The sequence below is a fragment of the Flavobacteriales bacterium genome (assembly GCA_016715895.1).
In the GTDB taxonomy this organism is placed as follows: domain Bacteria; phylum Bacteroidota; class Bacteroidia; order Flavobacteriales_F; family PHOS-HE28; genus PHOS-HE28.
In genome coordinates, this window is record JADJXH010000004.1 from 1,377,337 (window position 1) to 1,404,161 (window position 26,825).

The following is a 26,825-nucleotide window of genomic DNA, read 5'->3' on the forward strand; positions in this document are numbered from 1 at the left end:
TCAGAAGTAACGGGGTGACTTGATGCGGATGGGGTCCTTGCCAAGGTCGATGCCGAGCATCACCTCATGCGATCCTCCACTGAACCGGCGCAGGCGTGAGGTGGTCATGTCGTAGGCATAACCCACCCGGAACACCGGCGTGATCTGGTATTCGACCATGGCGATGGCGCCGTCGCCGGTGCGGTAGCCAGCGCCCACCCAGAGCCGTTCGCGGAACAGGACGTTGCAGTTGATGTCGGCTTGGGGCGGTGCGGCGGTCTCCACCTTGATGAGCACCGAGGGCTTCAGGTCGATGCTCTCGCTGACGGGGAACACGCGTCCGGCGTGCAGATAGAAGTGGCGCGTGAAGTAATCGTCCACCACGGTGGCGTTCGCCTGGCTCACCTGATCGTCCGCGCTGTAGAGGTTCGGCACGGACAGCCCGACATAGGTGCGCGGGTCGTGCCAGTAGAGGCCGAAGCCGAACTTGCCCACGAGGGCGTTCCTCAGGTTCTGGGCATACACCGCGTCGTCCTCATCCCAGTAGGTGAGTTCGCTGAGGCGTGCTGAGTACACGGAAAGGCCGGCGCGCAGTCCGAAGGCCAGGCGGCTCGATCCACCGGTCCGGATGCTGTAGGCATAGTGCCCCGAGATGTCCAGGTCGCGGCTGATGCCGATCTGGTCGTGGACCACGGAGAGCCCGAGGCCCATGCGGTTGTTCCAGAGCGGACCATCCACGGCGGCCATGCTGGTGCGCGGCGCGCCGGGCATGTTCGTCCATTGCTCACGGTGCAGCAGGCTGCCGCTCACGTACGGATGGCTTCCGGCGTAGGCAGGGTTCAGGAAGAGCCCGTTGAACATGTACTGGCTCACCATCACCTCCTGTTGCGCATGCGCCGATGCGCAGGCGAGCAGGATGAACAGCAGAGGTAGGATGCGGTGCATGGCGGAAGGTGTTTGCGTTCGTTCCGAGTTCGCGTTCATCGGCGCAGGTCCACATAGTTCTGCATGGGTGCGCCGTCCGGGGTCAGCGTGAGCACGACGAAGTAGGTGCCGTTGGGCAGCGGCTCGCCCTGCTGGTTCTCCCCGCTCCAGTCGTTGGTGTATCGCACACGGTCGTACACCACGTTGCCCCATCGGTTGTAGATGATGATGCGGTTGTCCGGATAGGCCTCGAGCCCTTGCACGACATAGCTGTCGTTGCTACCGTCCCCGTTCGGTGTGTAGCCGGTCGGCATCACCACGTCCATGGGCTGGTCGAGCGTGAAGGAGACGGTGATGCTGCAGCCGTTCGCATCGGTGATCGTCACGGTGTACGTGCCGGCGGCGAGCCCTTGCACCGTCGCCCCATCGGCGCTGTTGCTCCAGGCGAAGCTGTACGGTGTCGTGCCGCCATCAGGTGTGATGGTGATGCTGCCGTCGTTGCTTTGGTGACCGCTGAGGTTGTATCCATTGGAGTAGGTCACCACCAGGCTGTCCAGCGTCAGTGTGGCACCATCGTTCACAGTGAACGCGCTGTTCCACGTGCATCCGGCGGCATCGCTCACGGTCACCGTGTAGGTGCCTGCAGCAAGCCCGCTGAGGTCCTCGGACCCGGAGCCCGTGTTCCACACGAAGCTGTAGGGCATCGTGCCGCTGGTCACGCTGAGGTCGATGGAGCCGGACGCGCTGGCCAGGCAGCTGGCATCGGTCACGACAGCCTCTGCGTTCAGGGCCGGTCCGCCCTCCACCTGCACGGGCAGCGTGGCGATGCAGCCGTTCAGGTCCGTGATGGTCACCTCGTAGGTGCCGGCGGTCAGGCCGGCGATGTCCTCGGTCGAGCTGCCATGGGCCCAGGCGAACGTGTAGGGAGCACCGCCGCCCGTGACGCTCACGTCGACGGCGCCGTTGGCCTGGCCGCAGCCGGCCGCGGTGGCTGTGAACGTGGCGTCGATCGCGCTCGCCGCGATGAGGTCGGTGCAGGCCTGTGCCGAGCATCCGTTCGCGTCGGTCACCGTGAGGCAGTAGGTGCCCGCGCCCAGTCCGGCGATGCTGTCGGCAGTGCTGCTGAAGCTGCCCGGACCGGTCCAGAGGTAGGTGTACCCGCCCGCACCACCGCTGGCCAACGCGGTGAGGAGGCCATCGTTGACACCGGCGCAACTGGTGTTGCTGCCGCTCGGGTAGGTGAGGGCGACGGGCTGAGGATCCACCGGGTCGGGCGCCGTGATCACCACGTCCTGCAGGCTGACGCAGCCGTTCATGTCGGTCACGGTCAGGGTGTACGACCCGGCGGCGAGGCCGGTGAGGCTGTCGGCCGTGCTGGCAAAGCCGTTGGGGCCGCTCCAGTTGAGCTGGGCTCCGCCGTTGCCGCCGGTCACGGTGGCGACCAGGAAGGCATCGCCGACCCCGTCGCAGCTCGTGTTGAATCCGTTGTAGCTGCTGATGTCCAGGACCGCCGCAAGTGCGCTATCGGGCTCGGTGAGCGTGATGGTGAGGAGGGTGGCGCATTGGTTCGCATCCGTGATCACCACTTCATAGTCACCGGCGATCACGCCGTTGAGGTCCTCGCTGGAGTAGTTCGTGCTGTCCGGTCCGCGCCAGTCGAAGGTGTACGGCCCTGAGCCTCCGCTGATGGCGAGATCGATGCTGCCGTCGCTTCCGCCCAGGCAGCTGATGTTCGTGCCGCTCGGGAAGGCTTGGGCCGTGAGGCTGCCGTCGATCGGCTGCGCGGGTTCGGTCAACGTGAAGCTCGTGTCGCGTTGACACCCGTTGGCATCGGTCACGGTCAACGTGTAGGTGCCGGCCACGAGGGCGGTGAGCGTGTCCGCACCGCTCGCGGTGAACCCGTTCGGCCCGCTCCAGAGCAGGTCCAGCGGTCCGGACCCTCCTGTGGCCAGCACCGCGATCACCCCGCTGCTGTCACCGGTGCAGGCGATGTTCGTGGTTCCTGTCAGGCTCACGTAGGTGCTGAGCTCGATCGGTGCGCTGGCGGTCATGGTGCTGCTCCAGCTTCCACTGCAGGACCCGGCATCGAGCACGGTCACGCTGTAGGTGCCTCCGACCAGTCCGGAGAGGTCCTCGCTCGAGGCGCTGAACCCACCGGGGCCTGTCCAGGTGTAGGTGTATGGAAGCACCCCGCCGCTCACCTCCAGGTCGATCGTCCCATCACTGCCGCCGTCGCACACGGTGCCGCTGTTGCTCAAGGCGGCCTGTAGCGGCTGGGGCGTTGTGAGCACGGCCTGCTCGGTGGCGATGCAACCATTGGCATCCACGAGGGTCGCTACGTATGTGCCCGCCGCAAGGGCGTTCAGGTCCTCGGTGGCCGCCGTGAACCCGTTGGGGCCGGTCCAGTCGATCTGGTAGGGGGCAAGGCCACCGGTGATGGTGAGGTCGATGCTTCCGTTCGCCGCGCCGCAGCCCACTTGGTAGCCATTGCCTGCATCGCTCAGCACCAGGTCGCCATCGAAGGCGGGTGGTGCGCTCAAGGCGAGGGCCTGCGTCACCGAGCATCCGGCGTCGTCGCTGACGATCAGGGTGTAGGTCCCTGCGGCCAATCCGTTGATGATCGGTGTGGATGCCGTGAAGCCGCCCGGTCCGGTCCACGCATAGTGAAGCGTGCCAAGGCCACCGGTGACGGTACCCGTGATGCTGCCTTCCTCGCTGCCGGCACAGGGTAGGGTGTAGCCACCGCCGAACAGGGCGGCTTGAAGGTCCAGTGTGATCGGTGCCGGTGCCGTGAGCGTGGCGGTGATGGTTCCGGTGCAGCCGTTCATGTCGGTGATCGTCGCCGTGTAATCCCCGGCCCCAAGGCCGCTGGGATCCTCGTCGTTGCTCATGAAGCCGTTCGGTCCGCTCCAGATCACGCTGTACGGCGCCGTGCCACCCTGCGCGGAGAGGTCCAGGGATCCGTCGCTGGCACCATCGCAGCTCACACCGGTGCCACCACCGAACACGCTCGTGGTGATGCTTCCATCCACCGGAGCGGGTGCTGTGAGCGTGACGTTCTCCTGCGCGGTGCAGCCCGCGATGTCGGTCACCTGGATCACGTACGTGCCGGTCGCCAATCCCGTGGGGTCCTGCATCGAGGCACTGAATCCGTTCGGACCGCTCCAGCTCACCGTGTACGGGGCGAGACCTCCTGCGATGGTGGCATCGATGGAACCGGTGGTCGCGCCGTCACAGCTGGTGTTGGCGCCGCCGGGCCAGACACTGGCCAGCAGGCCTACGTTGAGCGGAGGAGGGGCCACGAGCGAGTATTGCTCGAGGTGGCTGCATCCGTTGACGTCGGTGATGATCACGAAGTAGTTGCCCGCCGATACGCCGGCCAGGTCCTCATCCGTGCTGCTGTATCCGTTCGGGCCTGTCCAGCTGTACTGGTAGCCGGGCGTGCCTCCGGTCACCCCGATGTCGAGGGATCCGTTCGAGGCACCTGCACAGCTCACCTGGTAGCCGCCCGGGTAGCCGCTCATCAACGAGCTCACCACGAACATGCCGGGTTCCTGCACGTTCACAGGCTGCGTCAACGCGCAGCCGTTCGCGTCGGTGATGGTGGCGACGTACACGCCGGCGGGTACGTTGGCGATGTCCTCGCTCGACGCACTGAATCCGTTCGGACCGCTCCAGCTGAAGGTCATGGGGGCGATGCCGCCGGTCGGGGTGAGGTCGATGGAGCCATCGGCGTTGCCCTGGCAAAGCGCGTCCTGCACCTGCTGCGTGGTGGTGATGGCCGCCGGCTCGTCAAGCAGGAAGCTCGCCGATGCGGCGCATCCGTTGGCATCGAGCACGCTCACGGTGTAGGTGCCTGCGGAAAGGCCGGAAGGGTCTTCCGCGGTGGCGACGAACGCGTTGGGTCCCGTCCATTGGAAGGTCGCGCCCCCGGCGCCGCCATGGATGTCAAGGTCGATGCTGCCATCGGATCCGCCCGCGCAGGAGATCGCCGTGCCCCCCACTGTGCTGCCGGGGGTGCCGGTGAGCACAAGCGCATCCGGTTCAGTGAGCGTGGTGCTGGCGTTCGCCACGCAGCCGTTCGCGTCGACCACGGTGGCCGTATAGGTACCCGCCGCCAGGTTGCTGATGTCGCTGCCCGTGGCCGTGTATCCGTTCGGGCCGCTCCAGGTGACGGACAAGGGTGCGCTGCCGCCGGAGAGGCTCAGGTCGATGGAGCCGTCGTTCGCGCCATGACAGGAGATGGCATCACCGCTGGCGGTCTGGCTGAGCGCGATGGTGGAGGTGATCGCTGCCGGTTCTTCGAGGACGACGGTCGCCATGTCGGTGCATCCGTTCGCGTCCGTCACGGTCAGGGTATAGGTGCCCGCGGTCAGACCGGAGAGGTCGTCGCTGCCGGACGTGAATCCGTTCGGTCCGGACCAGGCGTAGGAGAACGGCGCGGTGCCACCGAAGACCGTGGCGTCGATGGCGCCGTCCGATCCGCCAGCACAGCTGATCTCGCTGCCGTTGTGCTTGGGAGCGATGGCCACCACGTTGAGCGTGGCCGGTGCGCTCAGGGTCCAGGCCTCTGCCGTGGAGCAGCCGTTCGCGTCGGTCACGGTCACGGTGTAGGTGCCTGCGGCGAGGCTCGTCAGGTCCTCGTCCGTGCTCGTGAAGCCGTTGGGACCGGACCAGGAGAAGGTGTAGGGCGGCGTCGCACCCGATACGCTGAGGGCGATGCTTCCGTCGGTGGCACCCGCGCAGCTCACGCCGGAACCATTGAGGTCGCTCAGGACGGCGGTGATGGTGAAGAGACCGGGTTGCATCACGCTGTAGGTGCGCTGGATGCTGCATCCGTTCGCATCGGTCACGAGCACGGTGTACGCACCGGCCGCCAGCCCGTTCAGGTCGGTCGTGGTGGCGCTGAAGCCGTTGGGCCCTGACCAGCTTGTCAGGTAGGGCGCGATGCCGCCGCTCACGTTCAGGTCGATGGCGCCATCCGCTGCGCCCTGACACGCGGCGGGGCTGATGCCGGCCGTGGCGTCAAGCGCCGCAGGCTCGGTGAGGGTGAAAGGAGCGGTCGTGGTGCAGCCGTTGCCGTCGCTCACCATCAGGGTGTAGGCACCGGCGCTCAGGCCCGTCACATCCTCAAGGCCGGTCTGGTTGCCCCACTGGTCCGACCAGAAGTAGTTGTATGGCCATGTGCCTCCGCTCACCGTCACATCGATGGCTCCATCGTCGCCCCCGTTGCAGGAGACGTTCGTGCCAGAGTGGTCGCTCAGCAGTCCGGTGATCGCGAGCGGCGAGGCCGGTTGCGTGATGGTGACCGGCATCTGCTTCGGGATCGCACAGCCGTTGTTGTCCACGACCGTGGCGGTCCAGGTTCCGGCGGCAAGGCCGGTCGCAAGGGCTCCGGTCTGCACCGGGTTGGTGTTCCAGGTGATGCTGAAGTTCCCGCTGCCGCCCGTCACCTCGATCTCTGCGAAGCCATCGCTGCCGCCATGGCAGCTCACCATGCCGAGGTTCTCCACGTAGGGCACGATGGTGGCGGCGGGCTGTGTGATGGTCACCACGGTGCTGGTGCTGCAGCCGTTCGCATCCTGCACGCTGGCGGTGTAGCTGCCTGCGATGAGGTTGGACGCGGTGCCGCCCGTCTGCACGGGGGTCGAGTTCCATGTGATGGAGTACGGGGCCGTGCCACCCGCGGCGATCACCGTGGCGGAACCGGTGTTGGCCCCATGGCAAAGGACGTCCGTGACCGTGGATGCGGTGAGCGTGAGGGGGGCCGCAGGACCGCCGATGGTCACCGTGGTGGATGCGGTGCATCCGTTGGCGTCCGTCGCTGTCGCCGTCCAGGTCCCTTGTGCGAGGCCGTTGGCCGTGGCACCGAACTGGATCGGCGTGGTGTTCCACGCATACGTGTAAGGGGCGGTGCCGCCCGTGGCGGTCACCGTGGCCTGTCCGTTCGCGCTGCCGAAGCAGCTCTGGTCCGTCATGGATACGGTGGTGAGCCCAAGGGCGACGGCCGGCGCGGTCACCACGGCCTGCGCGGTGGCGGTGCAGCCGTTGGCGTCCGTGGCGGTCACCACGTAGGTGCCGGGGCCCACGTTGTCCAGGGTCGCCCCGGTCTGCACGGGTGCGCTGTTCCAGCTGTAGCTCACGGCGCCCGTGCCACCGGTGGCGGCGGCCTCGGCCGCGCCATCGGTCAGTCCGAAGCAGCTCACTCCGTCCAGCTGGATGATCGAGGTCGCCAACGCGGTGGCCGGTGCATCGATGGTGGCGCTGACCAGTGCGGTGCAGCCGTTGTCGTCGATCACCGTGCACAGGTAGGTGCCGGCGGCGAGCCCCGTGGCCTGTGGTGTGTGCTGCGCGGGCGTCGTGTTCCAGGTGTAGGTGTACGGCGCGGTGCCCAGTGAGGCGGCCACCTCCGCCGCGCCGGTGGCCTGGCCGAAGCAGCCCACATCGGTGGTGGAGATGAGCGTGGCCGCGAGGGTTCCCGCCGGTGCACCGATCGTCGCGTCCACCGTCGTGATGCACCCGTTCGCGTCGGTGACGGTGCAGGTCCACGTGCCGGCGGACAGGTCGGTCGCCGTGGCGCCGGTCTGCACAGGGGTGGTGTTCCAGCTGGTCGCATAAGGGGCGGTGCCTCCGCTGACGTTCACGGTGGCGCTTCCGGTGTTGCCGGCGCAGGCAACGTCCGTGGTGCTGCCGATCACTGCGGTGAGGGAGGCGGCAGGCTGTGTCATCGGAACGCTGGCGCTCCCGGTGCATCCGTTGGCATCGGTCACCGTGCAGGTCCACACGCCGGCGGAAAGCCCGGTGGCCGTGGCCGAGAGCTGTGCCGGCACGGTATTCCAGCTGTACGAATAGGGCGCGGTCCCACCGGTGGCGTTCACTGCGGCGGAGCCGTCGTTGCCGCCATGGCAGCCCACGGCATCGAGCAGGGTGGCGGTGGCGTTCAGCGCAAGCGCCGGTTCACCGATCGTGACGCTCACGGCCGTGGAACAACCGTGGTCATCGGTCACCGTGCAGGTCCAGGGGCCGGCGGCGAGCCCTGTCGCCGTGGCGCTGTTCTGAACAGGCACCGTGTTCCAGGTGTAGGTGTACGGAGCGGTCCCGCCCGTTGCGTTCACGGTGGCGCTTCCGCTGCCGGCTCCAAGGCAGCCGACATCCGTCTGGCTGTCGATCGTCGCGCTCAACGCGGCGGCCGGCTCTCCGATCGCGGCGATGGCCTGGGCGGTGCATCCGTTCGCATCCGTCACCGTCACGGTCCAGTTCCCGGCCGCAAGACCGGCGGCGCTCGCGGAGAGCTGTGCCGGCGCGGTGTTCCAGGTGAACTGATACGGGCCCACACCGCCGGAGACCGTGGCCGTGGCCGAGCCGGTGGCTCCGCCATGGCAGAGGGCATCTGCGGTGGAGGACACCGAAGGAACAAGCATGGCAGGTTCGGTGAGCACCACCGCGGCGTTCGCCAGGCATCCGTTGGCATCCGACACGGTCAGTGCGTACGCTCCGGCTGCAAGTCCACTGATGTCCGGCGTGTTCGCGGTGAAGCCGTTCGGTCCGGTCCACAGCACGCCGATCGGGGCCACGCCGCCCAGGATGGTGGCATCGATGCTGCCATCCATGGCGGCGAAGCAGGACACGCCGAAGCCGTTGCCCAGGTCGGCCGCCACAAGCTGGATCTGCACCGCCGGGGGTGGGCTGAGCGTGTAGGTCTCCGCCGTGGCGCAACCATTGTCGTCCGTGACGGTGAAGGTGTATGTGCCCGTGCTGAGCCCACTGATGTCCTCGGCCGTGCTCGTGAACCCGTTCGGTCCGGTCCATGCGAAGGTGTACGGCGGTGTGGCGCCGCTGACGGTCATGGCGATGCTGCCATCCGCGGCTCCGGGGCAGCTCACATGCGCGCCGCCGGGATAGGTGGTCGCCGCTCCGTTCACGCTGAAGAGCCCGGGTTGGTTCACGTTCCAGCTGCTGGTCCCCACGCAGCCGTTGGCGTCGGTGACGGTGAGCTGGTACACTCCTGCGGCAAGACCGCTGATGTCGGCCGTCGCGGCGGTGAAGCCGCCCGGACCGGTCCAGCCATGCGTGTAGGGAGCGGTGCCGCCGGTGGTGGTGATATCCACGGCGCCGTTGTTCGCGCCCTGACAAGCGGCTGCGGTGATCGTGGCCGTGGTGCCGAGGGCGGCCGCTGGTTGACCCACGGTCCCCTGGGCGCTGCTCACGCAGCCCTGCGCATCGGTCACCGTGCACGTCCAGGTGCCGCTGGAGAGGCTCGTGGCCGTGGTCCCGGACTGCACGGGGCTCGTGTTCCAGCTGTACGAATAGGGCGTTGTTCCACCGGTCGCGCTGACCGTGGCCGTGCCGGTGGCATCGCCGAAGCACGCGGCCGGCGTGGTGAGGTCGATGGAGGCGGCGAGGGCTGCGGCGGGCTCGGTGATGGTCACCGGACCGACGGCCACGCATCCGTTCGCATCGGTCACCGTGCAGGACCAGGTGCCCGCGGGCAGGTTGTTCGCCGTCGCTGCCTGCTGCGCCGGGCTGGTGTTCCATGCATAGGTGTATGGCCCGGTGCCCCCGGATGCGCCGACCGTGGCGCTGCCATTGGAACCGCCGAAGCAGCTCACGGGCATGCTCGTGGTCGTGTTCACGGACAACGGAGCGACGGGCTGCCCGATCGTGGCGCTGACGGTCGTGGTGCATCCATGCGCATCCGTCACCGTGCAGCTCCAGGTGCCTGCGCTGAGGCCCGATGCGGTGGCGGTGTGCTGCGTCGGGCTCGTGTTCCACTCGAAGGTGTAAGGTGCTGTTCCCCCGCTGGCACCGGCCGTGGCGCTTCCCGTAGCACCACCATGGCACGTCACCGCGGTTTGCGCGGTGATGGAAGCGTTCAGCTGAGCGGGTTCGGAAACGGTCCAGCTGGCCGAGAACGAACAACCGTTCGCATCGCTGAGCACCAGGGTGTACACGCCTGCGGCAAGCCCGGTCAGGTCCTCCGCAGTGCTGGCGAACCCGTTCGGTCCGCTCCACGCGTAGCTGGATGCGCCGGTGCCTCCGGAAGCTCCGATCGCGATCGCGCCCGAGGCGTCACCGCGACAGTCGAGGTCGGTCACGGTCGCCGTGGCGCTCAAGGCGGCAGGCTGACCCAGGATCCAGTCCGCGTTCGCCGTGCAGCCATGAGCGTCGGTGACGGTCACCGCGTAGGTGCCGGCGACGAGGCCACCGGCAAGGTCGGCGCTGGTGCTGCTGAAACCGCCCGGACCGGTCCACGCGTAGCTCATCGGTGCCGTGCCGCCGCTGACGGTGAGGTCGATGCTGCCCGTGTTGCCACCGGCACAGCCGGGCGCGATCGTGCTCGCGCTCAGGGCGAGCGCCGCGGTCGGCCCTCCGATGGTGGCGTTCACCGTGGCGGCGAGCGGACATCCGTTCTGATCGCTGATGGTGGCCGTGTAGGTGCCGGCCGCCAGACCGGTCGCCATGAGTCCGTTCTGCGGTGGGACCGTGCTCCAGTTCACCGCATAGCTGCCGCTACCCCCGGTGACGCTCAGCACCGCAGTGCCCTCGAGGTCGCCGAAGCAGTCCTCCGGTGTGGTGCTGAGCAGATCCGCCTGCAGCGGTGCGGCAGGTTGTGTGATGGTGACCTGCGCCGTGGTCGTGCATCCGTTGGCATCGGTCACCGTGCAGGTCCATGTGCCGGCCGCGAGGTTGCTCGCGGAAGCCGTGCTCTGCGCGGGGCTCGTGTTCCACGAATAGGTATAGGGCGCGGTTCCACCGGAAGCGCTCACGGTCGCGTCTCCCGTGTTTTGTCCATGGCACAGGACCGGCGTGCTTGCGGTGAGTACGGCGCTGAGCGCCGCAGCGGGTTGGCCGATGGTCACGTTCACGGCGGTGGTGCACAGGTTCACATCGGTCACCGTGCAGGTCCATGTCCCGGCCGGCAGGTTGAGGGCGGTGGCACCGTTCTGGGCCGGTGTGGTGTTCCAGCTGTAGGCATAGGGTCCCGTGCCTCCGGAGGCGGCCACCGTGGCGCTGCCGCTGGTGTTGCCGTGGCAGAGCACATCGGTGTGCAGTTGCTCCGTGGCGCTCAAGGCGGCGGCCGGCTGGTTGATGGTCACGCTGTGCTGGGCCGTGCAGCCGTTGCCGTCGGTCACCGTGGCGGTCCATGCGCCGGCAGGCAGGTTGATGGCCGTGGCACCGTTCTGTGCCGGAACCGTGTTCCAGGTGATCATATGCGGCGGGGTGCCACCGCTGACCGCCACCGTGGCGCTACCCGTGCTGGCGCCGAAGCAGCGCACATGGGTCACCGTGTTCGTGGTGATGGTGATCGGGCTGGTGGGACCACCGATGCTGGCGGTCGCCGAACCGGTGCATCCGTACCCGTCGCTCACCGTCACCGTCCAGGTCCCGGGGGTGAGCGCGGTGGCCGTGGCGGCGGATTGAGGGGGCGTGGTGTTCCACGCGTAGCTGTAGGGCGGGATGCCGCCGATCGCAGAGGCGGTCGCGCTGCCCGAACCATCGCCGGAACAGACCACGGCCGTGGTCTGGGCGATGGAGGCCACCACGGGGGTCGCTTCCACCAGGGTCACGTTGGAAGACGCTGTGCAGCCGTTCGCATCGGTAACGTTCAGGGTGTACGTGCCGGCCATCAGTCCGGAGAGATCGGCCGATGTGCTGGTGAAGCCGTTCGGCCCGGACCAGCTCGGCGCGTAGGGTCCGGTGCCACCGGTGATCGTGGCATCGATGGCCCCGTCGCTTCCGCCATGGCAGCTGATGTTCTGCCCGAAGGCGAGCACGGCCGGTTCAAGGTCCACCACCAGGATCCCGGGCTCCAGCACGGTGAAGCTCTGGGTGCGCGTGCACGCGGCATCCGTCACGGTCACGGTGTACGTGCCCGCAGAGAGGCCGGTGAGGTCCTGCGTGCTGGCGGTGTAGCCGTTCGGGCCGACCCAGCTGTAGGTGTACGGGGCCACGCCACCGGTGGTGCTCAGGTTGATGGCACCGTTCGACTGGCCGTTGCAAAGCGGCGCGGTGATCACGGCGCTCAGCGCGAGGTTGCTCACGCGCACCTGCCGGCCCACGCTGCGGGTGCAACTGCCATCCGAGATGGTCACCACATAGGTGGTGGTGCTGGTGGGCGAGGCCACGGGGTTCGGACAATTCGTGCAGCTGAGCCCGGTGGAAGGGCTCCAGCTGTAGGCGCTTCCACCGTTGACCTGCAGCGGCCAGGAGCCGCCCGCGCAGATGGTGCCACCGGGCGAAACGGTCGCGAACAAGGTGTCGAGCAGCGGGAAGCTCAGCGAGTCGAGGTTCTGCGCCGGGCAGAAGGGATTGCCCAGGATGAAGAGCAGTTCCTCGGTGTTCTCGTTGAGGCCATCGATCAATGGGTTCACCGCGCGGTCCACGTAGGTCTGGTTCGCGGGGATCACGATGGACTTCGGAAGCAGGGGGTCCACGGGCGGGATGGCCGTGTAGTCCGCACCGTTGGAGGCGCTGCCCTGGATGTAGTACTGGATGCTGAGCGGCGTGGGTTGCGCGAAGGGCCGTTCGAAGCGCACCCAGCCCGGGTTGCATCCCTCCACGAGCTCGGGAGTGCCGTTGGCCGTGAAGGCCTGCATGGTCACGTTGTTGCTCTCGATCTTCTCGATGAAGACACCGGAGTCGTATTTGCGGTCCGACGCGTCGGCGATGATGAGCTTCAGGTGGTAGGTCTGGCACGGGGTCACCGCACTGCGCGCCACCAGGTCCTGTGTGAAGCCGTCGTATTGAATGGTGGCGCCGCCGGCATTGTCGAAGTAGTGGGCGGAGTTGCTGCCGTTGTTGACGGTGTTGATCGTCACCGGCTGGTTGCTGCCGGGTATGAGCGCGATGTTCTTCTCATTGCCCGCATTGGGGTCGCCCACGATGCCGGGACCGCTGATGTAGAACCCGAACACATCGTTGTACTGGGACCCCACCCACTCATTGTACTCCTCGCTGGCGAACACGAAGTTGAACGAGAGGCTGTCCCCGGTGGGGATGATGTCGAACTCGAACTTGCACGCATCCATCGTGGTGCGCCCGGTGACGGCATTGAGGACGGGGTCGCCCGGCGTCCCTTGGGCGAACCAGTTGCCGCCACCACCATTGTTGTTGGGACCGATGGCATCGGTGATGCGCCCGGTGGTGAGGATCACGCCCTCCTCGGCGGAGAGCGCGCTTCCGCTGTAGCTGAACTCGCCGTAGCCCAGGCCGTGACAGGTGATCACCGGGTTGTTGATGGTGACGCCGGGACCGGTGATGCTGGCCGCGAGCTGCTGCAGATCGGTCTGCGCGCTCACCACCAGCTGTGCGCTGGCGGCTGGGGTGATGAGGCACAGTGCCGCGACGAGGAGCGTCGCAGCGGCGGAACGGCGGCGATCGTGGCGCATCGTGCTCATTGGTTGCGGGCATTGGCGCAGCGGGCTTCGACCTGCTGCTGGGTCAGCGTCTCTTCATGGATGCGGGCGCTGGTCACCGTGCGCGCAAGACTCGCGGCGGCGGCGCCGCGCGGATCGATCCCGCTCTGCGGGTCCACGGGAGCGAGCACCAGCAGACCGGCAGGTACACAGGCGTAGGCCAGCTTGACACCGGTACCGTTCTGCAGGTCCTGGGCAAGCGCATCACGTTCCTGTGCCGTGAGGCCGTCCACGCGCAGCGCGAGGATCGTCGCCGGGTTGGACTGTGCCTGCGATCCGATGGCGCTGGTCAGCAGAAAGATGCTGAGCGTCAGGCCTTTGAAGAAGGCGTTCCGTTCCATGGTCCGTTCGTTCACACGAACCTCCGGGATGAGTGGTCCCGGGGTTCGCGGCCCTTTCTACCGGACCATGGGCCGAAAGGTTATCGACCGGTTCCTGCGGATGGTCGACGAGCGGCGGGGACCGACCGCCGAACCGGCTTACCGGGGGGGCGCGTTGCGCGCGATGAGGGCGGCGTAGAGCGCGATGCCGGCCGCCACGCTCACGTTCAGGGAGCCCACCCGGCCGGCCATGGGGATGCGCACCAGGGCATCGGCCAGGCGCAATACCCGGTCGCTCACCCCGGTGTCCTCGGCGCCCAGCACCAGCACCAAGGGTCCGGCGAGGTCGGCTCCCTGGATGTCCACAGCGGCTTTTTCGGTGCAGGCCACGATGCGAAGGCCGTGCGCCTGGGCCACGTGCAGGCCATCCACCAGCATGCGGGTGCGGCACACGGGCAGCCGCATCAGGGCTCCGGCCGAGCTCTTCACCGCATCGGGCCCCAGCCGGGCGGAGCCGCTCGAAGGCACCAGGAGCCCGTGAGCGCCCAGGCATTCGGCGCTGCGGGCCACGGCGCCGACGTTGCGCACATCGGTCACACCGTCCAACGCGACGATCAGCGGTCGCTCCCCACGTTCGTAGGCCATGCTGATCACCTCATCGAGGTCCTGACGGCCCACGGGGCTGACGAAGGCCACCACCCCTTGGTGTTCGCCACGGACCAGCCGGTCCAGCTTCTCGGTCGGGACCATCTGCACCGGCACGCCCTGCCCTTGGGCGGCCTGCCTCACGGTGCGCGGCCCTTCGCCCGTGGCATCGCGTTTCATCAGCACGCGTTCCACCGTGGCGCCCGATCGCAGGGCCTCCAGCACAGGGTGCACGCCGTAGAGGATACCTTCCTTGCCAGCCATCAGTTCTGCAGCACCCGGCCGTTGCGCCAGCTTTCCACGTTGCGGTACCACGCTCCCTTGAGCAAGGGGTCGCGCTCCAGCACCAGGTCATTGTCCGAGAAGGGCGAGCCGCGGCGGATGAAGGTGAAGGTCGTGCTCATCAGGTTGCTCTCATCGCCGTAGATCCACGTCTCCCCGCGTGCGCTGCGGTAGATGGTGGTCGGTGTGCCGAAGATGATGTGCACCAGGCCGCGGTCCGTGCGCCAGCCTTCCACATGGGCGGTGAAGTACCGGTTGGCGCTTTCCACACGCTGGTAGTAGGCGCGGATGGCGGCCCTTGCGCGTTCACGGTCCCCGGCGGCATCCAGCCAGAACCGCTCCACGGCCTGCCGGACGTTCCCGGCGTTGCTGATGCGGTCGAACTCCTGCATGGAGGTGATGTAGCGCAGGGGTGGCACCATGCTCTCCGCATCGGCCACGTAAGGATGACCCTCACCGAGGACGAACACACTGTAGCCTTCGCTCCGGCTGCTGTCCGGGCGCAGGTGATAACAGCCCGGCCGCTTCAGCTCCAGGAGCAGATCGCCCCGCTCATCCACCCGCACGGCGAAGGTCGTATCGGGTCTGAGGTCCAGGTTGGAGGCGCCCTGCTCGGTGAACACCGGGGATGGAAGCCGATGGTCCTGCTGGTAGTGTGCGGCCATCAGGGTCCGGCCTGCGTACCGGGGACAGTGGAGGCGCAGCGAGGTGGGCCCGCCGAAGTGGTCGTCGAAGTAGGGCAGATCGCGGTCCTGCTCCATGGGCAGGAAGTCCTGCCGCACGCTCCCGTTGGCGCGGTCCACGTCGATCAGCACCGTGCTGCGCGTGTTGCGGTTCAGATCATGGGCGGTGATGCGCAGCACGAAACTGCTTCGTTCGTTGCGCCGCAGGTCCATCCGTCCGATCAGTTCATGGTCGCCCCCCTGGCCATCGCCGGCATCCCGCACCAGCGTGCTGGCGCTGTCCAGCAGGGTGCGGGTGTTCCAGTCGCTCAGTGCTTCGTAGGTGACCCGCACGGCGGCGCGGAAGGGCGGGCCGTCCCCGTCACCCTTGTAGAGCAGGTCGCGCGTCCGAAGGCTGAAGAAGATGACCGAGGCCTCGTCGGGCAGATGATGCACCCGGGCCTTGAACTCCAGGCTGGACGATTCCTGGCCGTAGAGGTAGGCCAGGTTGTCAGCACTGCCTGTCCGCGCCGGCGGCCGGCTGCCGCAGGCCGAGAGCAGGGCCGTGGTCACAGCCACGATCGGGGCATGTCGGATCATCATGGTTCCAACAGATCTCGTTCATCCTCGGCCCGTGCGAGCATGGCGGCATTCTGAGCTTTGTTAGTCTTAGCGCCCAGTTGCTTCAGCATCTCCACTTGGCGCACAAGATTGCCCTGACCCTTGCTCAGTTTGCTCATTGCATCATCATAACATTCCTTGGCCACCTTCAACTGGTTGCCCACTTTGATCAGGTCGTCGGTGAAGCCCACGAACTTCTCGTACAACCGGCCGGCACGGTCGGCTATCTCGAGGTGGTTCCGGGCGATGCGCTCATGTTTCCAGATGCCGTGGATGGTGCGCAGGGTGGCCATCAGGGTGCTGTGGGTCACCATCACCACCTGCCGGTCGTACGCTTCCTGAAATATCTCAGGCCGTTCGCGGAGGGCCAGCAGGAAGGCCGGTTCGATGGGCACGAACATGAGGACGAAGTCCACGCTACGCACCCCATAGAGCTTGGTGTAGTCCTTCTCCGAAAGCCCTTTGGCGTGGGCCCGCAGGCTTTCCACATGGAGCTTGAGCAGGCGGTCGCGCTCCGGCCCTTCCGCCGAGGCGGCAAAGCGCTCGTAGTGCAACAGGCTGACCTTGCTGTCGATCACCAGGTGTTTGTCGTCGGGCAGCATCACCACGGCGTCGGGACGCAGGCGGCTCCCATCGGCCAGGGTGGTGCTCTCCTGCATGGAGTATTCCTGCCCCTTCACCAGGCCGGAGCTGCTCAGGAGCTTCTCCAGGATCATCTCCCCCCACGCACCCTGGGCCTGCGCATCGCCCTTCAGCGCACGGGTCAGGTCGTTCGCCTCCTGGCTGAGCCGTTGGTTCTGCTCAACCAGTTTCACGATCTCGCTTTTCAGGGCGAACCGCTGGCGACCTTCCTCGTCGTAGGCCTTCTGCACCTTGTCCTCGAAATCCTTGATCCGCTCCTGAAGGGGTTTGAGCAGGGTGCCCAGCCGCTCCTGCTGTTGTTCATGGAGGGCCTTTCCGCGTTCGGCCAGGAGCTTGTTGGCGATGTTCTCGAACTCGGTGGTCATGCGGGCGTGGAGCTGGTCCACCTCGGCCTTCTGCTCGTTGAGCTTCGCCTGCAGCCCACTGCTGCGCTGTTGTTCACGGGCCAGTTCGGCGTTCACGCGCATCAGCTCGGCGCTCCTGTGACCCAGCTCCTGCTCCCGTGCGTCCAGAGCGGCCTTGTGCTCGGTGCGGAGTTGCGACAGGTGCTCGGTCCGCTGTTTCAGCGCTTCCTCAAGGCCGGCCAGCCGTGTTTCCAGTTGGCTGCGCTGTTGCTCCAGTTCCAAGGCGTGGCGTGCCTCCAAGGCCCGGAGCGCACCCCGCCACCAGGCCCAGAGGATGCCCGCGCCGACCGACAGCCCGAGCAGCAGACCCAGGAGCAGGGACCCCAACGCCATGCGCCGAAGGTACGGCCGAGGCCCGCCTCAGTTGTCCAGGATCACCACCAGGGCGCCTACGGGCACCTGCTCGAACAAGGCCACGATGTCGGCGTTCCCCATGCGGATGCAGCCCAGGGAGGAGGGCCGGCCGAGCGACGCCTCATCACCGGTGCCGTGGAGGTAGATGTACCGGTCATGGCTGTCCACCAGGCCACCGCGATTGGCGCCTTCCTCCAGCCCTTCCAGCCAGAGGATCCGCGAGGTGATCACATCCCGTGCGCTGTCCGCACGGGCCAGGTCGGCCACCTCCCCGGTGGGTCGTCGGTCCTTCAACACGGCACCTGGGGGCAGACCGGCACCGATCTTCTCGGCCACGCGGTGCAGACCCGGCGGGGTGCAATAACTGTCCACGGTGCAGCCGAGCCCGGCCTTGGCGGTGGCGATCCGGTAGGAGCCCTGCATGCGGCCGTCGACCACCAGGAAGAGACGCTGGCGCGTTGCGGAGACGTACAGAATGTGGCCGTTGAGGGGTGTGCCGGGATAGCGGGCCGCCAGGTACTCCAGCAGCATGTCCGCCAGCCCTTGTCGGGGTGGGTCAGTCGCATGAACGGATGGGAGCACCGCCAGGGTCAGGCCGAGCGCTAGGATCCACCGGGCCGGTGCCGGCATCGCGCACGGATCAGAACAGGCTGGTGAAGCCGAAGTGCACCTTGCCATCGCGCAGGTCGAAGGGGTTGTTGAACTGGCTCCCAAGGGCGTAGGTGAGGCTGAAGATACCGGCTTTGGTCTCGAAGTTCGTGCCGATGCCGAACCCGATCGGATCGTCCGCGAGCGTTTCCGGGCGGCTGCGGTCCTCCCACCAGGCCTGGTCCACGAACACGAAGGCATTGCTGTTCTCTTCCAGCAACAACCGGTATTCCAAGGTGCCGATCGCAAAACTGCTCGCGTAGATCGACGCCTCGTCAACCCCGCGCAGGTTGCGGATGCCGCCCAGGCGGTAGAGCTCGTTCAGGAAGAGCCGGTCGTTGATCATGGCTCCGCCCTGGGCCGCCAGCCGCACCGTCCCCCGGCGGCCCAGCGCCCAGTGCACCACCACCTGTCCATCGACCTGCACCTGCAGCGACCTGGAGGTCACCGTGAGTGTATTGTCGTCGGGGTCGGGGACCCGGCTTTCCTTGTTCCCGGCCGATCCCTCCAGGGTGATGGAATGGCCGCGTTGCGGGTTCAGTCGATAGTCGAACCGTTGCCGCTCGATGCCCAGGCCGTAGGTCAACAACTTCACATTGCCCAGCCCGGGCAGCAGCGTGGTGCTTCGCCCCAGTGCGCGGGAGGACTTGCTGTTGACGAACACGCTCATCACATCGCCCTGGCGCAGGGCGAGTTGAAGCGCGCCCCGACCGTTCACCTCCAGGAACGAGGTGTCCCGGCGGAACAGCTTCAGGGACAGGTCGATGCCGAAGGGGGTTTGGAACAGGAAGGGCACGGCGGTGCGCACTTTCAGGTCCTGGGTGCGGTCCTTCAGGCTCCGCCAGTTGAGGTCGATGGACTCGCCGCGGCGCAGGGCGTTGCGCAGCCGCAGGTCCACGTCGCCGGTGAAGGCCACACGCCCGGTGGCGGCATCGGGCAGCACGCCGAGGATGCCGTTGATGGAACTGGCGCGGCGCGGTTCCAGGAAGAGGTAGAGCTTGGTGCGTTCCGGGGCGAAGAGCACGTAAGGTCTCTGCCGCTGGGTCACGAAGGGCAGTTCACGGATGCGACGTTCCAGGGCCAGGATGAGCGACTCGTCGTACGCATCGCCCGGCCGGATCCCGATGTGCTGATGGAGGTAGCGCGGTGAGATCCGCGCGGTCCCTTTCACCACCACGCTGTCGATCCTCACCATCGGCCCCAGGTCCACGTGCAAGGTGGCCAGAAGTCCGTCGCCGGTGGAGCGCAGGCTGTCCAGCCTTACGCTGGCGAACGGATGTCCATGGTCCTCGGCATCGCGGAGCAGGTCGTCCAGCAGCTTCACGGTGCGGTTCGGCGAGATGGGCTTGCCGGCGTGCGCGCGCTCCCTGAACCGGGTGCGGCCGGCCATGTCGTGGGGGATCCCTGAACCCGAGAGCACGGCCCATCGATGGTCGGGCCCGCGGTGCAGGGCGCAGCGCAGGGTGTCGTTAAGCAGGATGCAGGTGTCGAGGGAGGCTTCGAGCGCCCCTTGCGTCCACAGGTTCTTCACCCAGGCCTGAGCCCGAGCCTCGGCTTCAGGAGGCGTGTCGAAACGCTCGGCGCGGAGAGCGCCCTTCGGAACGGGGCCGTCCGCGGTCATCACCAGCACGGTGCGCTGGGCCTCCGCACGGGTAAGGGCGCACAGGCAGCTGGTCAGGAGCAGGGTCCTGAGCATCACCAGGCCGGGCGGGGATGAGCAGGCCCTCATCACGGTCGCCAGTCGATGGGAGGCAGGCCTTGGGCCTGCAGGATCTCATTGGTGGCCGAGAAGTGGCCGCAGCCGATGAAGCCCCGGTGGGCGGACAGCGGACTCGGGTGCGGGGCCTTCAGCACATAGTGCCTCTCCGTGGGGATCAGTGCTTCCTTCTGCTGGGCATGCCGGCCCCAAAGCAGGAACACCAGGCCGCTGCGCTCGGTGGCCAGGGCGCGGATGGCCATGTCGGTGAAGGTCTCCCACCCCCGGCCGTGGTGCGATGCGGCCTGTTCGGCGCGGACCGTGAGGGTGGCGTTGAGCAGGAGCACGCCCTGGTCGGCCCACCGGCCCAGATCGCCATGCCCGGGCCGATCGATGCCGAGATCGCGTTCCAGTTCGGCGAAGATGTTCACCAGGGAGGGTGGCGGGGGGACGCCCTTCGGCACGCTGAAGCAAAGCCCATGGGCCTGACCGGGCCCGTGGTAGGGGTCCTGCCCCAAAATGACGACCCGGACGTCCTCGAACGCCGTTCGTGCGAAGGCATGGAAGATGTCGCGCCCGGCCGGATACACCGTATGACCGGCCCGCTCCGACAGCAGAAAGCCCTTCAGCTCCTGGAAGTAGGGTTTGCCGAACTCCGGTCCGAGCACGCGCGACCACCCGGGGCCGAGCTCGGCGGTGCGTGGGGCTGAGTTGGCCGTGGTCATCGGGTCCGCCAAGATCGCCAACGGATCGTTGAAACTTTTTCCGGGTGGCTCCCGTTCCACGCGATAACTTTGGACGACCTGGATCGTTCTATCTGCGTCCAAGGAACGTAGCAAACGAACGCACAACGATGAAAAAGGTGCTTCTGGTATTGGCGGTGGTGGCGATGGGCGCGGTGCTCTTCAGCTCCTGCGGTTCTAGCCACAGCTGTCCGGCCTACTCCAAGACCCATCCGGTGAAGGCCGAGCGCCCCGCCTGATCTTCCTGAGCACATTCACCGAGCCCGGCCATGAGGACCGGGCTTTCGTGTTCCTTCCTCATCGGTAGGTGAAGCGAAGGACCTGGACAAGGTCCTCCCGCAGGCTCAGGGCCACCGGGCAGGTGCGCGCCACCTCCTCCAGCTCCTCCCGCATCGCAGGGGCCAGGCCCGAGCCGTCCATGGTGATGTCCACCTCGATCCGGGAGACCCGTCGCGGGCCGGCGGCCATGTGCTTGGTCACCTGCGCCGTGAGCCCGCTCAACGGATAACCCTTGTCGCGCGCCCGGATGCCCATCACGGTCATCAGGCAGCAGGCCAGTGCCGTGCTCATCAGGTCGGTCGGGGAGAAGGACTCCCCACGGCCCTGGTTGTCCGGTGGGGCATCGGTGACCAGGGTGACGCCGCTCCGGGTGTGCGTGGCCTCGGTGCGCAGGTCGCCGAGGTAGCGGACTGTGGATGTGCTCATGAACCAGGGTCGGAAAGGTAGCGTTGTCTTCGTAGCTTTGACAGCTTCCATGCGAGGATCGACCCTTCTGTGGCTTTGGCTGCTGCCGGTTGTGCTGGCGGCCCAGCAGACGGTGTACGATGAGACGCGGATCCTGTACAAGAAGGAGGTGCATGGCGGTCTCATGGCCCACGGTGATGGCTGGGGGGTCAACTTCTTTCATGGAAAGCACCGCACTGCACGTTCCCGGCGGATGATCGGCATCGAGATCGTGGGCATGAAGCACCCCAAGGAGATCAAGAGCTTCAACCCGTACTATGAGGATGCCCGCGGTTACTTCTACGGGAAGCTTTACAGTGTCCTGTTGTTCCGGCCCACCTGGGGGCGCAAGGAGCTCATCACCGACAAGCTGCGCAAGAGCGGCGTGGAGGTGAACTACGTGTGGGGCATCGGGCCGTCCATCGCCATGCTCAAGCCGGTGTACCTGCAGATCGGCAAGCCCAGCCTGCCCTACGAGACCATCGCCGTGGAGCGGTACGACCCCGAGGTGCACTATCCTGACGACATCTTCGGTCGGGCCTCCTGGTTCAAGGGCATTGAGGAGTCGCGGTTCCGTGTGGGCGGCTTCGCGCGCTTCGGGCTCAACTTTGAGCACTCCGGCTCTGCGGCGGGCATCAAGGCCCTCGAAGTGGGAGGCACCGTCGACGTGTTCCCGGAGCGCCTGCCCATCATGGCCGAATTGGACGGCGTGGAGAACAAGCAGGTCTTCCTGGAGTTGTACATCAGTGTTCAGTTCGGCAAGAAGTTCGTGCGATGAGCGTGGAGGATAGCGGAGCGCTGGTGCGGCCCACCCGACGCCCCGAGTGGTTGCGGGTGAAGCTGCCCACCGGTGAGAATTACCGGAAGGTCCGGTCCATCGTCAGCGAGCACAAGCTCCACACCATCTGCCAGAGCGGCAACTGCCCCAACATGGGTGAATGCTGGGGCGAGGGCACGGCCACCTTCATGATCCTCGGCAACGTGTGCACGCGCAGCTGCGGGTTCTGTGCCGTGGCCACCGGCCGCCCGGAACCGGTGGACCCGTTCGAGCCGGCGCGTGTGGCGCGCAGCGTGGAGCTGATGGGCGTGAAGCATTGCGTGATCACCAGTGTGGACCGGGACGATCTGGAGGATGGAGGTGCGGATATCTGGGCCCGGACAATCCGGGCCGTCCGGCGTCGCTGTCCAGGTACCACCATGGAGACCCTGATCCCGGATTTCAAAGGGCGCTGGCAGGACCTGGCCGTGGTGCTGGAAGCCGCTCCGGACGTGCTCTCCCACAATCTGGAGACGGTGAGGCGCCTTTCCAAGCAGGTGCGCATCCAGGCGCGCTACGACCGCAGCCTCGAGGTGCTGATGCGGGCGAAGCGGGCAGGGTTACGCACCAAGAGCGGGATCATGCTGGGGTTGGGCGAGACCGACCAGGAGGTGTTGGAGACCATGGACGACCTGCGTGCCGTGGGTACGGATGTGATGACCATCGGGCAGTACCTGCAGCCCACCAAGGACCATCTGCACGTCCAGGAGTTCGTGCATCCCGATCGCTTCGCGCGGTTCAGGGAGGAGGGGCTGGCCCGCGGTTTCCGGTTCGTGGAGAGCGGGCCGCTGGTGCGCTCCAGCTATCACGCCGAGCGCCACGTGGGGTAGGCCGGACCGGTATAGGATCGACGGAATTGTGACCGTGGTGCGCATGGGAACGGAACCGTGCCGACTATCTTTGTGTTCCTTCGACAACGAACCCCAACCGGCCATTCCGACCACTCCCATGACCCGAGCAGTACGCAACGGCCTCCTGGCCACCACCACCGCCATCATCGCCGTCGGCGCCATTTGGATCGGCGATCAAGGGCGTCGTTACACACCTCGCCCTGAAAATGTTGCGGCCAGCAGCGCGCGGGGTGCGATGGAGTACCTCGCCGCCATCCGGGGCAACCTGGCCACAGGTCGCATCGAACCGGGCGACCGCATCGCGATGGAGGCCGCCGTCAATGCCTATGGCGGTCCCAAGAGCGTCGGTCTGGAATGGGTCGAAATGGGCCCTGACAACGTGGGTGGCCGCATCCGTACGGTGCTGGTCGACCCCTCGAACCCCCAGGTGATCTGGTGCGGTGGTGTGTCCGGTGGACTGTACAAGTCGACCAATGGCGCCAACACCTGGGAGAAGATGTCCGCGTTCAATGAGAACCTCTGCATCAGCAGCATCGATATCCTGGGCAATGGTCACCTCTACGTGGCCACCGGGGCCACACCGGAGGGACAGTCGGGGTCTGGCGGCAGCGGGTTCATCGGAGATGGCCTGTTCATGAGCACCGACGGTGGAGCGAGCTTCACGCAGGTGTTCGGGACCAGCACGAACTGGAACACCAATGACGATTGGGCCATTGTGGACAAGATCGTGGCCCATCCCACGGAACCCACCAAGCTGTGGGTGGCCCATAACAACGGATTGACCGTATATGACGAGAGCAACAACAGCCTGACCCCCGCCCCCGGCCTCCCGACCTCCCGGTGCCGCGCACTGGAGGTGAGCACGGACGGGTCCGTCGTGATCTGCAACATCGGCAGCAACTGCTGGTTAAGCCGCGATGGAGGGGCTTCTTTTGAGCAGATGACCCTCGGCAACAACGGCTTCCCCAACAGCCAGATCGGCCGCATGGAGTTCGCCATCTCCCCGGATGACAACAACTACCTGTATTGCATGATCGCCACCGGTGGTGGTCAGATGAACGGGGTGTGGGCCTCCACGGACAAGGGATTCAACTGGTCCCGCATCTGGCCGGCCGGCTTCGGTACGAACGGCGTGCCCGAGCTCGACATCTTCGGCGACAACAGCCAGGGATGGTGGGACAACGTGTTGGCCGTGGTTCCCGGCGAGCCGGACCGGATCTGGCTCGGCGGGGTGTCGCTCTGGACCACCAGCCTCAACGCGCAGCCGGTGCAGCTGGCCCTGGCGTTCGATTTCCCGGGCTGCTTCAATTGCGTGCACGCGGACGTGCACGACATCACCTGGGCTCCGGATGGCCAGACCGCATACGTGGCCTGCGATGGTGGCATCTATGTGAGCCCTGACAAGGGCGGCGTGTTCTACGCGGCAAACCGCTTCCTGAACATCACCCAGTTCTACTCCCTGGCCTATTCGCCCAAGGGCAAGGTGATGGGCGGAACGCAGGACAACGGTACCCAGTACATCCGCCTCAGCGGTGGGACCACGGCGGAGGAGGCGATCGAGGTGAGCGGCGGTGATGGCTTCGACAGCGAGATCTCGCAGATCGACCCCAACATCATGTTCTCCACGGTCTACTTCGGCTCCGTGGCCCGTTCGGCGGATGATGGCACCAACTTCGGTGACTTCTACGATGCACGGGTTCTGGCGCTGGGCACCCCCGGTGAGCTGGGTGGCAACGGCCTCGGGGATTTCTACACGAACATCCGCCTGTACGAGAATTGGAACGATGTGAACAGCCAGGACAGCGTGAGCTGGCTCAACACCACTGGCGACACCCTGTTCTTCGGCGAGACCATCACGTACAAGGGGCGCATGCCCCAGGTCGATCAGTACCACACGATCACGCAGGCGTTCGTGGCTCCCGATGAGGAGCTCCGGCTTCAGGATCGCGTGCAGACCCTCTTCGCCGTCGGCTTCTCCGGGGCACAAGGCGTGTGGGTGACCCGCGATGCCTGCCAGTTCGTCGAGAACCCGCAGTGGTGGAAGGTGGCCAACAGCGCCGGAGGTAATGTGAACGTGCTGGAGTGGTCCGCCGACGGTGACCGGTTGTTCTGGGGTACGTTGGACGGCGAGGTGTTCATGGTGGAAGGCTTCAACAACGCCTATTCCCTGGATCAGGCCGATGTGGAGATCGGCACCACTGTGCAGCTCTCTGCACCGGTCACCTTGATGTCCAGCGCCGCTCCCGTGACCGGGCTCAGCTCCGACCCGAACGACCCCGACCGGCTGCTGGTCACGCAAGGAGGCTATGGTGGTTCGCAAAAGGTGCGCCTCATCACGGGCATCAGCGGTACGCCGACGGTGACGAACAAGTGGAACATGCCGGCCGAGCTGGTGGGCATGCCTGTGTACGACGGTCTGATCCATTACGAGAACCCGGACATCTTCGTGGTCGGCACCGAGTTCGGCGTGATGGCGACGGATGACGGTGGTACCACGTGGACCTTCGAGAACACCGGCCTCGACAAGGTGCCGACCTTCCAGGTGCGCCAGCAGCGCTGGAAGTGGAACACCAACCCGTACGGCCCGGACTACCTCACGAACCAGGGCGTGATCTACGCAGGTACCCACGGACGCGGCGCTTTCCGCAGCGAGACCTTCCTCTCCGTGGCCGACCGCCCCGGGGCGGCGGGAGGCACCTCGGTCATCGGCGACCTGAGCTTCTTCCCGAACCCCGCCCAGGTGCAGGCCACGGTGGTGTTCGATCTGGCCGAGCGGCGCGAAGTGACCATCACGGTCTTCGATCTCAACGGACGCGTGGTGCGCACTCAACGTGCCGCCAGCTTCGGCGCGGGTCGCAATCAGGCGGAGATCGGGGTGAACGACCTCGCCACCGGTACCTACGTGGTGGAGTTGCGATCCGGTTCCGTGAAGCGCACCGGGCGCCTTGTCGTGTCCCGCTGACCCGGCTCCCCATCATGATGAACGGCCTCGGACGAACCTGTCCGGGGCCGTTCATTTGTACGCTCACCCCAACGCTCCCAGGACCATGAGACCTGTCCGTGTCGCCATCAACGGGTTCGGCCGCATCGGCCGCGTCACCGCCCGCCTGCTCCTCCAACGCAAGGATGTGGAGCTGGTCGCGGTCAACGACCTCACGGACAACCGCACCCTGGCCCACCTCTTCAAGTACGATTCCGTGCATGGGGTCAGCTCCGACCCGGTGGACCATGACGAGGACCACCTTGTCCTGGGCGGAAAGGCCATCAAGGCCTTCGCGTCCAAGGATCCGTCCACCCTGCCATGGAAGGAGCTGGGCATCGACGTGGTGATCGAGAGCACCGGACACTTTCTGACGCGGGGGCTCGCCTCGGCCCATCTGAACGCTGGCGCGAAGCGGGTGATCCTCTCCGCTCCGGCGAAGGACGCCGACATCCCCAGTGTGGTCCTGGGCGTGAACGAGCACATCCTCGCGGGGGATGAACCGATCATCAGCAACGCCAGCTGCACCACCAACTGCGCCGCACCCATGATCATGGGCATCCACGACCTGTGTCACATCGAGGATGGTTTCATCACCACGGTGCACAGCTACACGGGCGATCAGCGGTTGCATGACGCGCCGCACAAGGACCTGCGGAGGGCCCGGGCGGCGGCGGTGAGCATGATCCCCACCACCACCGGTGCGGCGAAGGCCATCACGCGCATCTTCCCGGAGCTGGACGGCAGGCTGGGGGGAGGCGGCATCCGCGTACCGGTGCCCGACGGCTCCATCACGGACATCACCTGCATCGTGCGCGACCTGAAGCAGGCCGACGAGATCAACGCGCACTTCAGGCAGCTGGCGGAGGGCAGGCTCAAGGGCATCCTCCGCTACACCGAGGACCCCATCGTGAGCGTGGACATCGTGGGCGATCCGCACAGCTGCATCTTCGACGCACAGCTCACCAGTGTGGTGGGCAACATGGTGAAGGTGATGGGCTGGTACGACAACGAATACGGTTACAGCTCAAGGTTGGTGGACCTGGTGGTGAAGCTGGGAGCCTAGGTGGCCCTTGGCACCGGAGGATCGTCGGTCACCCGGCGCTGGAGGGCTGACC

General features: G+C 66.5%; 14 protein-coding genes. 4 read left to right on the top strand and 10 right to left on the bottom strand.

The genetic code is table 11. From position 1 onward, the window contains the following. From IPM49_14650 to IPM49_14695, 10 genes are all read right to left on the bottom strand, one after another. Positions 1–924: a type IX secretion system membrane protein PorP/SprF gene (locus IPM49_14650; GenBank protein MBK9275762.1), complete on the bottom strand. Its 924-nt coding sequence runs from the start codon at positions 922–924 to the stop codon at positions 1–3. A 35-nt stretch (positions 925–959) separates the two neighbouring features. Beyond that, on the bottom strand, positions 960–13,292 hold the full coding sequence (locus IPM49_14655) for a choice-of-anchor L domain-containing protein (protein ID MBK9275763.1): 12,333 nt from the start codon (positions 13,290–13,292) through the stop codon (positions 960–962). A 5-nt stretch (positions 13,293–13,297) separates the two neighbouring features. Then, on the bottom strand, positions 13,298–13,660 hold the full coding sequence (locus IPM49_14660) for a hypothetical protein (GenBank protein MBK9275764.1): 363 nt from the start codon (positions 13,658–13,660) through the stop codon (positions 13,298–13,300). A 138-nt stretch (positions 13,661–13,798) separates the two neighbouring features. After that, positions 13,799–14,518, bottom strand: a complete 720-nt coding sequence (gene rlmB / locus IPM49_14665; protein ID MBK9275765.1) for a 23S rRNA (guanosine(2251)-2'-O)-methyltransferase RlmB — start codon at positions 14,516–14,518, stop codon at positions 13,799–13,801. A 29-nt stretch (positions 14,519–14,547) separates the two neighbouring features. Next, the gene (locus IPM49_14670) at positions 14,548–15,831 is read right to left on the bottom strand and encodes a GWxTD domain-containing protein (GenBank protein ID MBK9275766.1); all 1,284 of its coding nucleotides are present in this window, start codon (positions 15,829–15,831) and stop codon (positions 14,548–14,550) included. Beyond that, a complete protein-coding gene (gene rmuC / locus IPM49_14675; protein ID MBK9275767.1) occupies positions 15,828–17,228 on the bottom strand; it encodes a DNA recombination protein RmuC in 1,401 nt (466 codons plus the stop codon). The genes IPM49_14670 and rmuC overlap by 4 nt, the downstream gene beginning before the upstream one ends. 27 nt (positions 17,229–17,255) lie before the next feature. Continuing rightward, positions 17,256–17,780 carry a L,D-transpeptidase gene (locus tag IPM49_14680; GenBank protein ID MBK9275768.1) on the bottom strand — a complete coding sequence of 175 codons (525 nt, stop codon included), beginning with the start codon at positions 17,778–17,780 and terminating at the stop codon, positions 17,256–17,258. A gap of 109 nt (positions 17,781–17,889) precedes the next feature. Then, complete coding sequence (locus tag IPM49_14685; GenBank protein MBK9275769.1) at positions 17,890–19,593, bottom strand: BamA/TamA family outer membrane protein; 1,704 nt, start codon at positions 19,591–19,593, stop codon at positions 17,890–17,892. A 32-nt stretch (positions 19,594–19,625) separates the two neighbouring features. Beyond that, positions 19,626–20,318, bottom strand: coding sequence for a uracil-DNA glycosylase (gene ung / locus IPM49_14690; protein MBK9275770.1), 693 nt, complete (start codon positions 20,316–20,318; stop codon positions 19,626–19,628). Between the two features lie 315 nt (positions 20,319–20,633). Beyond that, positions 20,634–21,041: an OsmC family protein gene (locus IPM49_14695; GenBank protein MBK9275771.1), complete on the bottom strand. Its 408-nt coding sequence runs from the start codon at positions 21,039–21,041 to the stop codon at positions 20,634–20,636. A 49-nt stretch (positions 21,042–21,090) separates the two neighbouring features. On the opposite strand from IPM49_14695, the gene IPM49_14700 reads away from it, so the two are divergent. From IPM49_14700 to gap, 4 genes are all read left to right on the top strand, one after another. Beyond that, a complete protein-coding gene (locus IPM49_14700) occupies positions 21,091–21,837 on the top strand; it encodes a hypothetical protein (protein MBK9275772.1) in 747 nt (248 codons plus the stop codon). Beyond that, positions 21,834–22,706, top strand: coding sequence for a lipoyl synthase (lipA, locus tag IPM49_14705; protein ID MBK9275773.1), 873 nt, complete (start codon positions 21,834–21,836; stop codon positions 22,704–22,706). Before IPM49_14700 ends, lipA begins: the two co-directional genes overlap by 4 nt. 118 nt (positions 22,707–22,824) lie before the next feature. After that, positions 22,825–25,689 (top strand): T9SS type A sorting domain-containing protein, encoded by a 2,865-nt coding sequence (locus tag IPM49_14710; protein MBK9275774.1) that lies wholly within the window; start codon positions 22,825–22,827, stop codon positions 25,687–25,689. A gap of 85 nt (positions 25,690–25,774) precedes the next feature. Continuing rightward, on the top strand, positions 25,775–26,773 hold the full coding sequence (gap, locus tag IPM49_14715; protein ID MBK9275775.1) for a type I glyceraldehyde-3-phosphate dehydrogenase: 999 nt from the start codon (positions 25,775–25,777) through the stop codon (positions 26,771–26,773). The last annotated feature ends 52 nt before the right edge of the window (positions 26,774–26,825 follow it).

What these genes read in the sequence shown, in the direction of transcription:
- IPM49_14650 (MBK9275762.1), bottom strand. Translation starts at nt 924, where the DNA reads ATGCACCGCATCCTACCTCTGCTGTTCATCCTGCTCGCCTGCGCATCG.
- IPM49_14655 (MBK9275763.1), bottom strand. Translation starts at nt 13,292, where the DNA reads ATGCGCCACGATCGCCGCCGTTCCGCCGCTGCGACGCTCCTCGTCGCG.
- IPM49_14660 (MBK9275764.1), bottom strand. Translation starts at nt 13,660, where the DNA reads ATGGAACGGAACGCCTTCTTCAAAGGCCTGACGCTCAGCATCTTTCTG.
- IPM49_14670 (MBK9275766.1), bottom strand. Translation starts at nt 15,831, where the DNA reads ATGATGATCCGACATGCCCCGATCGTGGCTGTGACCACGGCCCTGCTC.
- rmuC (MBK9275767.1), bottom strand. Translation starts at nt 17,228, where the DNA reads ATGGCGTTGGGGTCCCTGCTCCTGGGTCTGCTGCTCGGGCTGTCGGTC.
- IPM49_14680 (MBK9275768.1), bottom strand. Translation starts at nt 17,780, where the DNA reads ATGCTGCTGGAGTACCTGGCGGCCCGCTATCCCGGCACACCCCTCAAC.
- IPM49_14685 (MBK9275769.1), bottom strand. Translation starts at nt 19,593, where the DNA reads ATGCTCAGGACCCTGCTCCTGACCAGCTGCCTGTGCGCCCTTACCCGT.
- ung (MBK9275770.1), bottom strand. Translation starts at nt 20,318, where the DNA reads ATGACCACGGCCAACTCAGCCCCACGCACCGCCGAGCTCGGCCCCGGG.
- IPM49_14695 (MBK9275771.1), bottom strand. Translation starts at nt 21,041, where the DNA reads ATGAGCACATCCACAGTCCGCTACCTCGGCGACCTGCGCACCGAGGCC.
- IPM49_14700 (MBK9275772.1), top strand. Translation starts at nt 21,091, where the DNA reads ATGCGAGGATCGACCCTTCTGTGGCTTTGGCTGCTGCCGGTTGTGCTG.
- lipA (MBK9275773.1), top strand. Translation starts at nt 21,834, where the DNA reads ATGAGCGTGGAGGATAGCGGAGCGCTGGTGCGGCCCACCCGACGCCCC.
- IPM49_14710 (MBK9275774.1), top strand. Translation starts at nt 22,825, where the DNA reads ATGACCCGAGCAGTACGCAACGGCCTCCTGGCCACCACCACCGCCATC.
- gap (MBK9275775.1), top strand. Translation starts at nt 25,775, where the DNA reads ATGAGACCTGTCCGTGTCGCCATCAACGGGTTCGGCCGCATCGGCCGC.